Here is an 11848-nt window from a genome sequence, read left to right as displayed (position 1 = left end):
TAAATTATGAAAAAAAGTGCGATCCTTCCTTATTTTTTCGTTGTAATGCTCACTTCATCTTGTGCTCAAAAATCTGATAAGAGCATAAATCTTCCCAAACATGTTGATTTTACTGCTGAACTCGTAGTTTCGGGTATTCAAAACCCCTGGGGTATGGTATTTCTTCCAAATGGGGGTATTTTAATAACAGAAAAGGCAGGAAAACTTCTTCTTTATAAAAGCGGAAAAACGACGGAAATAGACAATGTTCCTAAAGTATATTTACGGGGGCAAGGAGGGCTTTTAGATATTGAATTACATCCCGATTATGAAGAAAATGGATGGCTTTACCTATCCTACGCTTCCTCAAATGGCAGTAGTAAGGGAGGAAATACGACAATAATGCGGGCCAAGCTATCTGAAAACTCGCTTATTGAAAAGCAATTACTCTACAAAGCGGAACCAAATACAACAAAAGGCCAGCATTTTGGCTCTCGATTAGAATTTGATGATGATGGATTCCTATACTTTTCTGTTGGCGACAGAGGCAATAGAGACGTAAATCCTCAAGATATTACCAAAGATGGAGGAAAAATATATAGAATCCATGATGATGGACGAATTCCCAAAGACAATCCTTTTGTAAGTCAATCGGGTGCTAAAACTGCAGTATACAGTTATGGTCACCGAAATCCTCAAGGTCTAGTAAAACATTATGAAACTGGGCAATTATGGGAACATGAGCATGGACCTAGAGGGGGTGATGAAATAAATATTGTACAAAAAGGAAAAAACTATGGATGGCCTATAATCACTTATGGAATCAATTACAGTGGTACAAAAATTACCGATAAAACCTCAAAAACCGGTATGGATCAACCCATTTATCAATGGACACCTTCCATTGCTCCTTGCGGAATGACTTTTGTCACTTCTGAAAAATATCCAAATTGGAAAGGAAATCTGCTTGTGGGTTCCTTAGCTTTTCAATATTTAGAACGATTAGTTATTGAAAACAACAAAGTAGTGTACCGTGAAAAATTATTAGATGGCATGGGACGACTTAGAAGTGTTCGCCAAGCACCAGATGGTTTTATTTATGTGGGAATTGAAGGAAAAGGAATTTATAGATTGATGCCCAAAAAGTAGTCAAGCATACGAAGAACTACTTCATTTCTTCTATTGCACGTTTTACAGAACCATATTTTTTAAGCGCTTTCTCTGCGTCGTTGTAGTCCAATCCAAGTTCTTCCACCAAATATCGTGTGCCGCGATCTACCAACTTGGTATTGCTCAATTGCATATTGACCATCTTGTTTCCTTTGACCCTTCCAATCTTCACCATTAAGGCAGTAGAAATCATGTTTAAAACAAGTTTTTGACTAGTACCACTTTTCATACGAGTACTTCCAGTAACAAATTCGGGACCTACTTCAATTTCTATAGGGATATCTGATTCCATAGCTAAGGGGGAACCTGGGTTATTGGTGATACCCGCAGTTAGTAGTCCATTTTCCTTGGCGTCCCTTATTCCACCCAACACATATGGCGTAGTTCCGGATGCAGCAATACCAATTACAACATCTTTTTCATTTACATCAAACTGATTTAGATCTTTCCATGCTTGGAGGGTACTGTCCTCAGCAAACTCTACCGCCTTTCTTATGGCTGCATCACCACCTGCAATTAAACCAATTACCCTATTATATGGCATACCATAGGTTGGTGGTATTTCAGAAGCATCTAAAATTCCCAGACGACCACTCGTTCCTGCACCAATGTAAAACAGTCGTCCTCCTTTTAGAAAACGTTCAGCTACTAAATCCACAAGTTTTGTTATTTGCGGAATGACCAGTGCAACGGATTCTGCTATTTTTTTGTCTTCTTTATTGATGCTTTCTAGAATGGTACTGGTGTCCATTTGCTCCAAATTGTCATAATTTGAAGGATTCTCTGTAATTTTCTTATAATTCATATCCATTACAAAAGATGAATCTCTTGGTTTCTAAAGAGGTTTAAAAGGTTGTTGTTAGGATCCAATTCCGTTATCATCGTATTGATCGCATTAATATCGCAAGTTTTATATCGGTGTTGGGAATTTAATTTTTCGGATATCGACAAAAGTACAGTTTTTTTGGAAGCCTTGATTACTGCCTTTTTAACTTGCACAATATCCCAATCAAATTCAGTGAGCCCAAACAGGGAATCAACATAACCAGTCCCTATAAAACTATAATCCACTCTTATTTCAGATAACTGACGGATAGTACTTGGACCGATAGATATTTGCGAGTCTGGTGAAATTTCACCACCAATGAAAATAACTTTTACGTTGGGCTTTGCCAATAACTCCATTGCCACGGGCAGGCTCATCGTAAAACAAGTCAATTTAATATTCTCAGGTATTTGTCTGGTTAATTCAAGACAAGTAGTACCCCCATCTATAAATACCACCCCACCTTCCTTAAGCATCATAACAGCCTTTTCTGCAATCTTCTTTTTTTCTTCAAGGGCATAAATGTTGGTATTTCTAACCGTTGCGTTGGTAAAACCTAAAGAAACTGCTCCACCATGCACTTTGCGAAGCTTGTTTTCATTGTCAAGTTCCTTTACATCTCTCCTAATTGTGTCTATAGAGACATCCAACATTTCAGCAATATCAGTCAAAAGCACCTTATTATGTAGTGCCACTTCATTCAAAATAACATGTTGTCGTTCTTCTTTCAACATAAAAGACACATTAATACAGTGCTTGTCTGGGCAAATATATGAAAATATTCACCATGCCATTTTATTCAGTTTTTATTTATAAAATGTTGTTAAAAGGTTAATTATGGCATATAATTGCATTAACTACTGCAAAAAACAGCAGATACCTTTTTTTTTAATACATTTGTCATCTAGAAGTTAAAACTGTTCACCTATGTCAAAAGCAACAAAACCAGAAACAATGGATTTCCCCTATGATGAGGAGTCTAAAAAATTTGAGAAAATAGAGACGCACATACACAACAACTCCGAAGACGCCTCTTTTTGGGTAGCCAATGAAATTGCCCAACTAATTAGACAGCGTCAAAAACAAGGCAAAAATGTTGTTTTAGGGCTTGCAACAGGGTCTACCCCTACCAAAGTCTATGATTTTTTGGCAAAATTTCACAAAGAAGAAGGGTTAAGCTTCAAAAATGTAATCACTTTCAATTTGGATGAATACTACCCAATGAAATCTGATTCTATACATAGTTATGTTCGTTTTATGAATGAGCACCTTTTTGATCATATAGACATCAAAAAGAAAAATATACATATCCCTGACGGAACTCTGGACAAAGAAGATGTACGTGATTTTTGTAATGCATACGAAGAAAAAATCAAGCAAGCAGGTGGCATTGACATTCAAGTATTGGGCATTGGTCGTACAGGCCATATCGGTTTCAATGAACCAGGCTCATCCCTGAAAAGTAAAACACGTTTAGTACGTCTAGATAGGGTAACCAGATTAGATGCCGCTAGTGACTTCTTTGGTCTTGAAAATGTGCCAAAAAAAGCAATTACCATGGGAGTTGGAACCATAATGGATGCTAAAAGAATAATTCTGATGGCTTGGGGCGAAGGCAAGGCAAGTATAATAGAACAATCTGTTGAAGGAAAAATCAGAGAGAGTATTCCAGCTACATTCCTACAGCATCATGAGAACTGTGAGTTCATTTTAGATTCGGCAGCTGCATCTTCCCTAACACGGATCAATACACCTTGGCTAGTAAGTGAATGTGATTGGAATGACAAATTGATCAAAAAAGCCACCTTATGGCTTTCTGAAAAATTAAACAAAGCAATTTTAAAACTCACCAACGAGCACTACAATGAACACGGAATGGGGAGTTTGGTTGCAGAAATAGGTTCGGCTGAACATATAAACCTTAAAGTTTTCAACGAACTTCAAAGAACTATTACCGGGTGGCCTGGAGGTAAACCAAATACAGATGACAGTCAACGTCCCGAGAGAAAAGCCCCATACCCTAAGCGCTCGCTAATATTTAGTCCGCATCCTGATGATGATGTAATATCTATGGGCGGAACACTGTTACGTTTGGTTGACCAAGGGCATGAGGTTCACGTGGCATACCAAACTTCAGGAAATATTGCCGTTTTTGATGATGAGGTGATTCGATTTTTGGATTTTGCCACAGACGTGCAAACTGGCAATAAGGAACTAGAGAAAAAATTGATGGATGCACGACAGTTCTTGAGTTCAAAATCTCCTGGACAGGTAGATAGTCCAGAAATTCAAAAAATCAAAGGTTTTATAAGAAAAGGTGAAGCTCTGGCGGCTTGTAGATATTGTGGAGTGAATGAAAAAAATGCTCATTTTCAGAATCTGCCATTTTATGAAACTGGTACAGTAAAGAAAAAACCTCATTCGGAGGAAGACGTTCAAATAACATATGATCTTTTGAACAAAATAAAGCCACATCAAATATTTGCTGCAGGCGACCTTTCTGATCCGCATGGAACGCACCGTGTATGTCTTCAAATAATATATGAGGCAGTAGATAGGTTAGTTCAAGAAAAAGCCGATTGGATTGATGACTGCTACCTTTGGTTGTACCGTGGTGCATGGCAAGAATGGGATATTGCAGATATGGAAATGGCAGTACCGGTTGGTCCAAAAGATATGGAACGAAAGAAAAACGCCATTTTTAAGCACCAATCACAAAAAGATGCAGCTATGTTTCCAGGAAATGATCAACGTGAGTTTTGGCAACGTGCGGAGCAGCGCAACACGGAAACAGCAAAAAAATATAATCAATTAGGTATGGCGGAATATGAAGCTATGGAAGGTTTTGTTCGCTATAAATTCAAATAGTTTATAAAGAAAGAGAGGCTTTTCAGCCTCTCTTTCTTTATACTAACGTTATATTTTTTCCATAAGGTTTCAAAAGTGGATCATTTTTATCCAATTCCGTAATTAATATATCTACAGAAGCAACATCACAAATTTTATAGCGTTGAACAGAATTAATTTTTTCAAAGATTGAAGGAACTACTACTTTTTTTGAAGCATTGATCATTGCTTTTTTAACCTGAACAATTTCCCAATCAAATTCTGTTACTCCATCCGATGGGTGAATACTATTCACGCCTAAAAAACAGATATCTGCCTTTAATTCCGATAAAACTCCAATTGGACCACCTCCAATGGTAATTTGCGAATCTTTATTGATTTTACCTCCAATAAATATTATCTCAATATTTGGTTTTGGCAATAACTGAACGGCTATGGGCAAGCTAGGAGTAAAACAGGTGATCTTAAGATAAGGAGGTATTAATCTGGCTATTTCAAGATTTGTTGTCCCTCCGCTTAACAGAACAACCTGACCTTCTTTTAATAGGGAAACTGCCTTCTCCGCAATTTTTGATTTTTTTTCGAGCGAATAAATTTCGCGATTGGCGTAGTTATAATGATTAAATCCCAGTGAAATAGCACCTCCATGAACACGTTTTAGTTTATTGGCATCATGCAGTTCTTTGATGTCCCTTCGTACCGTATCTGGCGAGACCTTTACTAACTCGGCGATATCTGTCAACAAAACTTTGTTGTGTATTCTCACCTCATTCAATATAACCTGATGGCGCTCTTCCTTCAGCATGGTTTGTTATTTAAGCAAATGTAAAAGTTTAAAAATTATGGAAAAATAATGCAAAAAATGGCTTTAACAAATATATATATTAAAAAATATTGCAAAACATTGCAAGATTTTCGATTATTTGCATATTTTTGATACCGACTCTATATTAATTAAGTAAAACGAGAACTTGAATTTGTAACTAACTCCAACACTAAATGGAAAAAACTAATTTTATGAATGGAAAAAATTTGCGCCAATTACTGTTTTTGGTGTGCATGGTCTTCAGTGCCAGTGCATTTTCCCAAAATTCAGGCTCCTTCTCTGGAGCAGTGACAGATAGTAGAAACGGAACGCCTATACCTGGTGTTTCTGTTTATATTGAGAACACTTCTTATGGAACTGTAACCGATTTTGATGGTAACTACAGCTTTCAAGCTGATTTGCAGCAAGCAGATTACACACTTGTTGCCAGTTACCTAGGGTATTCAACAGAAAAAATAAGTGTGAGTTATTCCGGTGGTGACATAACCAACAACTTTGTAATGTCAGAAGACCTTCTAAGTCTTGATGAGGTTGTTGTAACCGGTTCCACTGTAGTGCAGGAACGAAAAAAATTAGGTAATGCTGTTACTACCGTAAAAAGCGTAGAACTTTTAAAAGCAGACCCTATCAATGTTACATCTGCAATTCAAGGTAAGGTTCCAGGTGCTCAAATAACCCAAAACTCGGGTGACCCCGCAGGTGGCTTTTCAATAAGGCTAAGAGGTCCAAGTACCATAAGTGGTTCTTCAGAACCTTTATATATAGTTGATGGAGTTATTGCCAGTAACCTAACAACTAATGTAACCAACCTAAATGTCAGCTCTGGAGATGCCAGTCCAGGTCAAAACAGAATGGTGGACATTAATCCGAATGATATCCAAGACATCAATATTCTAAATGGATCAGCTGCAGCTGCAATTTATGGTTCGCGTGCTTCTAATGGTGTGGTAATCATTACCACTAAAAGAGGTGGTAACTTTGTTGATGGTCCAGAAATTTTCTTCAAAACTTCGTTCAACGTAAATGACTTGAGAAAGGAAGTGGACATTAATTTAAGGGGTGAACAATTTGGTGGCGAAGATGTAAGGTTGTGGCCCATATTTGGTAGAGATGCCGAAGGAAACACAACACCTTTCGCCAATCTTTTGACCAATAAGGTAGATGTACAGCGTTTTGATTATCAAGATTTAATATTCCAAACAGGACTTGGAACGGACAACTATTTATCCATAAGGGATGGAAACGAAAAAATGGGCTATGCAGCTTCCGTTGGATATTTGTCCAATGAAGGTATCATTAGAAACACTAAATACAATAGACTTTCTGCAAGGTTAAATTTTAACCATACCGTTAACGATTGGTTATCATACAATGTAGGGCTTTACTTTATGAACAGTGCTTCTGATGAAAAGCCAGATGGAAATGTTTTTTGGAGTCCAATCAATTCCGTAAATATCACCAACAATATCTACAATGCTTCTCAAAGGGATGCAAGTGGGAACCTGCAAAGTGTGGAACCTACCAGAGTAAACCCTTTATCCATAATAGAAGAGTTCGACATTACCCAAGATGTCACTAGGTTCATTCCAAACCTAATGGTGTCTTTAAAACCAACAGATTTTTTGACTATAGATCAAATTTTAGGTGTTGACACTTACAAGCAGGATGGAAACATTTCAATTCCTATATATGCTTATGAGCCGGTTAACGCTGCATATTTCAACAATGGTTATCAAGGTAATGCGGAAGCAACTATTTTTAACTGGAATTATGATGTGAACGCTACATTTGATTTTGACATTTCTGAAAATATCAATTCTCAAACCATAGTAGGATATAATTTCCAATCTAGTAGTTTAGAGTATTCTGGAACCCAAGGTCGAGATTTAGATGCAAGCGGGACTCCTACCGTTCCTTTACAAGCGCAAGAAAGCGATGATAGATTAGAGATTTTTGGAGGTTTTGTTCAGGAGACTCTGTCTTTTAATGATAGATACTTTCTAACTATTGCAGGTAGAATTGATGGGGCTACAAACTTTGACCCTGATAAAAGAACAAATTTTTACCCTAAAATATCAGGTTCGTATGTGTTGTCAAGTGAACCTTTTTGGGAGAATTCAGGTATATCCAACGTTATAAATTCTGCCAGGATACGTTCATCTTATGGTGAAGCAGGAAACCTCACAGCAGTAGGTCCTTATGCAAGGTTTGGAAGATATAATCCAAACGAGTTTCAAGGAACCACTTCATTAAGCCAATCCAGTGCTCTGGGTAATGAAGATTTAGAAGTGGAGCGATTAAAGGAATTTGAAATTGGTACGGACTTAAGTTTGTTCAACAATAGAGCATCTGTTTTGTTCACATATTACAATCAGAAGATATCAGACTTGATTGTTCAGCGTACGTTGGCTCCTTCAGAAGGAGGTCTTTCTCGATTTGAGAATGTGGGTAGTATGAAAAACAATGGTTTAGAAATCTACTTAAGAGTAACTCCTATAAAAACTGATGATTTAAAATGGGATTTGAACTTTAATTTTACTAGAAATAGAAATGAGGTTACCGCAACTACAGGTGGTCCCATATCCATAGCCACTGTAAGTGGAGCTCCACCACAAGTTAGGGAAGGTGAAGCTTTGGGAGTCTTCTATGGAACCTATTTTGCTAGAAATGATGATGGTAGTTTTCTATTGACTGCAGATGGCTTACCTCAACAAGAAAGAGGAGACGCTTTAGCCGGAACCCCTCAAAGAGACGCAAGTGGACAACCAACAGGTGATGCTTTGAGAAGAGTTATAGGTGATCCAAATCCAGATTATCTCCTGGGCATTGGAACAGATGTACAATACAAACAATTTTCATTTTCTATGTTGTGGGAATCAGTTCAAGGTTTTGATGTCTTTGACGCGGATAAACGAACAAGACAAGGAGTCGGTGTAGGAAGGTTGGCAGAACAGGAATTATCTGGCGAACTTCCAAGAGGTTATATCTCTTCAATATATCCAATTCAAGAATTTAGAATGGAGGATGGTTCATTTGTAAAATTGCGTGAGGTTTCATTAGGTTATACATTTCCCGAACTTTTTAAGGGGGTAAAAAACTTTACTGTAGCCTTAAAAGGAAGAAATTTGATCTCTATCGATAACTTTTTTAGTTATGACCCAGAAACAAATGCTGGTGGACAATCTAACTTGTTACGTGCTGTGAATTTTGGTAATGTACCAATTCCAAGAACTTTTATTCTATCACTAAGTGCAAATTTCTAATAAGAAGACAATGAAAAATATCAATAAAATTTTTATAGCTATTACCGTATTCTTTGTCATTGTATCTTGTGACAAAGAGTTCATCGACCCAATTAACATTTCCGATCCAGAAGTTGAAGGAAGTGTTGAAAACCTTATCAAATTAATTAATGGAGTTCAGCAACGTTACAGTACTGATCGTGCAGGAGCAATTTATACAACCGTTACTGCATCTGGTTTAACTGCGGATGAATTGAGACTGATCAATCCTGGGAACTTAGCTGAAGCTGAGCTAATCAATGGAGGTAATGAAATTTCCATTAACAATGGTATCCTAAGAAGTCTGTGGGGCGAGCTTATGCTGGTTCGCAGAGAATCTTTGACCGTGTTCGAAAATGCTGATACTGCCGCCGCAGATGAAGCTGAAGCCAATAGTTTAAAAGCTTATGCCCTATTCTATGAAGCATTGGCCAATGGCACGCTCATCCAGTTTTTTGAACAAGTACCTTTGATCACAGAACAGGAAGCACAATTTAATTCACGAGCAGAGGTTTTAGCGGATGCAATCAGTGATTTAACAACAGCTTTAGGATATGCACAAAGCGGTATCTCTTCCTCGGTATCATCAAGTGTTTTCCAATCTGTAGATTTAGAAAATTCCATTCAAGCACTATTGGCTAGATATAACCTAATGGCTGGCAACTACCCCGCTGCGGTTACAGCTGCCAATGCTGTGAATTTATCGGTTCAATCTACTTGGTCTTATGATGCTGCTGTGCCCAACCCAATTTCGGAAACATATGGCACCAACAATGTTGTTGAAGCTAAGAACGATGAATTTGGATTACCAGATACATTGTTGCCCGATCCAACTGATGGGCGTTTAGATTTTTACGTTACAATAGCCAATGATCCTTCAACAAATGAAGATGCGTTTTTCTCTGTTGGTTTTTTTGATGATAATCTAGATGACATCCCTGTATACTTGCCAGGAGAAATATTGCTGATTGAAGCTGAAGCTTTGGCAAGACAAGACCAAGTGCCTCAGGCCATAGCAGTGTTAAATCAAGTGCTAACCAAAACCGCTGCAGGAGACGCATTTGGATTGGGAGCCAATCTACCTGAGTATTCAGGCGCGGCAACCCAAGAAGCAGTTTTAGAAGAAATCTATAGAAATAGACGTATTGAATTATTTATGAGTGGTATGTCTTTAGAAGATAGCAGAAGATTTAATAGACCAGGTCCAAATGATGCAGATGCAGAACGTAACAGGAATTATTATCCTTATCCAGATACAGAAAGAGATAATAACCCAAATACCCCTGCAGATCCGTCAATATAAAACAATTTTAGTTTGAGTTGTTAGTTTTAGTTTTCAATTTTATCAAGCGAAAAGGCCTACATTTAGTCCATAAGTAGGCCTTTTTTATTTAATTTTTATGTCAAGAATTATTTACATAATTCCACTTTTGCTTTGTCTTTCTTGCTCGGTTTCAAGAATGACCAAAATTCAACCACAAAAAGAGTTTAGAGGAGTTTGGATTGCAACAGTGGTAAATATTGACTGGCCTAAAAATGCAAATGACAATTCAGAAAAACAAAAAAGGGATTTTATAGAAATTCTGGATTTCTATCAGAAGCTTAATTTTAATGCGGCCATTGTACAAATACGAACAGCCGGAGATGCGTTTTACGAAACGGAACAAGCCCCATGGTCCAAGTACTTAACTGGACAAGAAGGAGAAGCACCAAAAGATTTTAGCAAACCATTGGAATGGATGATAGTGGAGACACATAAGCGCGGAATGGAATTTCACGCATGGCTCAATCCATATCGTGCTACTTTTGATTTGGACACCGTAGCATTATCTAAAAAACACGATTTCTATCAACATCCAGATTGGATGCTCAAGTACGGCAAAAAATATTACTATAATCCTGGATTGCCAGAAGTGCAACAAAAACTAACCAATGTGATTGAGGAGGTGGTTATAAATTATGATGTAGATGCAATTCATTTTGATGACTATTTTTATCCCTATAAAATCAAAGATGAAGTATTTAAAGACAGTACAGCTTTTCTAACCTATGGTTTACAAAATCAAAACATAGAAGATTGGAGACGAAGCAATGTGGATTCCTTGGTAAAAAACGTCCATAAAGCCATAAAAAAAACCAAACCATGGGTTCAATTCGGCATAAGTCCTTTTGGTGTTTGGAAAAATAAGACTACGGATCCAAATGGATCAGATACCAAAGCAGGGCAAACTACCTACGAAGATCTTTATGCCGATCCGCTTCTTTGGGTTGAAAAAGGTTGGTTGGATTATTTAGTACCTCAAGTGTATTGGAGTATGGATTATCCTCTTGCCTCTCACCAAGTTATTACCAAATGGTGGGCTAATAATAGTGCCAAAAACACCAATTTATACATAGGCAACGGCACCTACAAAATCAAGAACAACAAGGATAAGGCCTGGAACAAGAAAAAAGAAATACCCAAACAGCTTTTACTTGCTAGATCTCAAAAGGAAATAACCGGCAACGTTTTCTTTAGTGCAAAATCACTTTTAGGAAAAAATGAGAATGTCACCAAAATCTTGAAGCTAAAGTTCTATAAACTTCCTGCACAAAATCCAAGTGGAATTACAAAAACAAAAAGGGAGGTGTCCTTCCCAAAAGTTGAGTCAATCCAAATAATAAAGAATGCCAATGTGGACATTTGTGTTTCCCATTCGGACAGTATTCCAAGATTTCTTCACTATTATGCTTTAAATAAGAAAACTCCAGGCCAAAAACTGCTCATAAGAAAGAGTTATCTTTCCGTTAGTCAAAATTCTGTCTGTAATCAGCTGCAGTTGACAAAAAAGCAATCAAAAAATGGCATTGGAGTTACCATTGTTGATGCCTTCGGAAATGAAAGTGAAGTACAGATACTAACACTAGAATCAAATTGAT

8 protein-coding genes are annotated in these 11848 nt (G+C 37.4%); 5 read left to right on the top strand and 3 right to left on the bottom strand.

Annotated features, from left to right (window positions below):
- Window positions 1-6: 6 nt before the first annotated feature.
- The gene (locus tag SJY44_RS09035) at window positions 7-1128 is read left to right on the top strand and encodes a PQQ-dependent sugar dehydrogenase (protein ID WP_396589448.1); all 1122 of its coding nucleotides are present in this window, start codon (window positions 7-9) and stop codon (window positions 1126-1128) included.
- A 16-nt stretch (window positions 1129-1144) separates the two neighbouring features.
- Here SJY44_RS09035 and SJY44_RS09030 read toward each other — a convergent pair whose 3' ends face one another.
- Both SJY44_RS09030 and SJY44_RS09025 read right to left on the bottom strand, forming a co-directional pair.
- A complete protein-coding gene (locus SJY44_RS09030; RefSeq protein ID WP_298927882.1) occupies window positions 1145-1954 on the bottom strand; it encodes an N-acetylmuramic acid 6-phosphate etherase in 810 nt (269 codons plus the stop codon).
- A 5-nt stretch (window positions 1955-1959) separates the two neighbouring features.
- On the bottom strand, window positions 1960-2709 hold the full coding sequence (locus tag SJY44_RS09025) for a DeoR/GlpR family DNA-binding transcription regulator (RefSeq protein ID WP_298927885.1): 750 nt from the start codon (window positions 2707-2709) through the stop codon (window positions 1960-1962).
- Window positions 2710-2902: 193 nt separating this feature from the next.
- Here SJY44_RS09025 and nagB point away from each other — a divergent pair, with 193 nt between their 5' ends.
- Window positions 2903-4843 (top strand): glucosamine-6-phosphate deaminase, encoded by a 1941-nt coding sequence (gene nagB / locus SJY44_RS09020; RefSeq protein ID WP_298927887.1) that lies wholly within the window; start codon window positions 2903-2905, stop codon window positions 4841-4843.
- A gap of 37 nt (window positions 4844-4880) precedes the next feature.
- On the opposite strand, the gene SJY44_RS09015 is transcribed toward nagB, so the two are convergent.
- Window positions 4881-5627 carry a DeoR/GlpR family DNA-binding transcription regulator gene (locus SJY44_RS09015; protein ID WP_298927890.1) on the bottom strand — a complete coding sequence of 249 codons (747 nt, stop codon included), beginning with the start codon at window positions 5625-5627 and terminating at the stop codon, window positions 4881-4883.
- A 212-nt stretch (window positions 5628-5839) separates the two neighbouring features.
- On the opposite strand from SJY44_RS09015, the gene SJY44_RS09010 reads away from it, so the two are divergent.
- The 3 genes from SJY44_RS09010 to SJY44_RS09000 all read left to right on the top strand — a co-directional run bounded on the left by SJY44_RS09010 (window position 5840) and on the right by SJY44_RS09000 (window position 11847).
- The gene (locus SJY44_RS09010; protein ID WP_396589447.1) at window positions 5840-8911 is read left to right on the top strand and encodes a SusC/RagA family TonB-linked outer membrane protein; all 3072 of its coding nucleotides are present in this window, start codon (window positions 5840-5842) and stop codon (window positions 8909-8911) included.
- Window positions 8912-8921: 10 nt separating this feature from the next.
- A complete protein-coding gene (locus SJY44_RS09005; RefSeq protein WP_298927895.1) occupies window positions 8922-10232 on the top strand; it encodes a RagB/SusD family nutrient uptake outer membrane protein in 1311 nt (436 codons plus the stop codon).
- 157 nt (window positions 10233-10389) lie between these two features.
- Entirely contained in the window at window positions 10390-11847 is a 1458-nt protein-coding gene (locus SJY44_RS09000) for a glycoside hydrolase family 10 protein (protein ID WP_396589446.1), read from the top strand.
- The last annotated feature ends 1 nt before the right edge of the window (window position 11848 follow it).

Origin of the sequence: Allomuricauda sp. R78024 (genome assembly GCF_044596045.1) — a bacterium.
Lineage (GTDB): Bacteria > Bacteroidota > Bacteroidia > Flavobacteriales > Flavobacteriaceae > Flagellimonas.
Note: the sequence above shows the minus strand (reverse complement) of the source record. Positions and strands in the feature narration are given on the sequence as shown.

Coding starts and splice junctions, on each gene's coding strand:
- SJY44_RS09030 (WP_298927882.1), bottom strand. CDS start 1,954: ATGAATTATAAGAAAATTACAGAGAATCCTTCAAATTATGACAATTTG.
- SJY44_RS09025 (WP_298927885.1), bottom strand. CDS start 2,709: ATGTTGAAAGAAGAACGACAACATGTTATTTTGAATGAAGTGGCACTA.
- nagB (WP_298927887.1), top strand. CDS start 2,903: ATGTCAAAAGCAACAAAACCAGAAACAATGGATTTCCCCTATGATGAG.
- SJY44_RS09005 (WP_298927895.1), top strand. CDS start 8,922: ATGAAAAATATCAATAAAATTTTTATAGCTATTACCGTATTCTTTGTC.
- SJY44_RS09035 (WP_396589448.1), top strand. CDS start 7: ATGAAAAAAAGTGCGATCCTTCCTTATTTTTTCGTTGTAATGCTCACT.
- SJY44_RS09015 (WP_298927890.1), bottom strand. CDS start 5,627: ATGCTGAAGGAAGAGCGCCATCAGGTTATATTGAATGAGGTGAGAATA.
- SJY44_RS09000 (WP_396589446.1), top strand. CDS start 10,390: ATGACCAAAATTCAACCACAAAAAGAGTTTAGAGGAGTTTGGATTGCA.
- SJY44_RS09010 (WP_396589447.1), top strand. CDS start 5,840: ATGAATGGAAAAAATTTGCGCCAATTACTGTTTTTGGTGTGCATGGTC.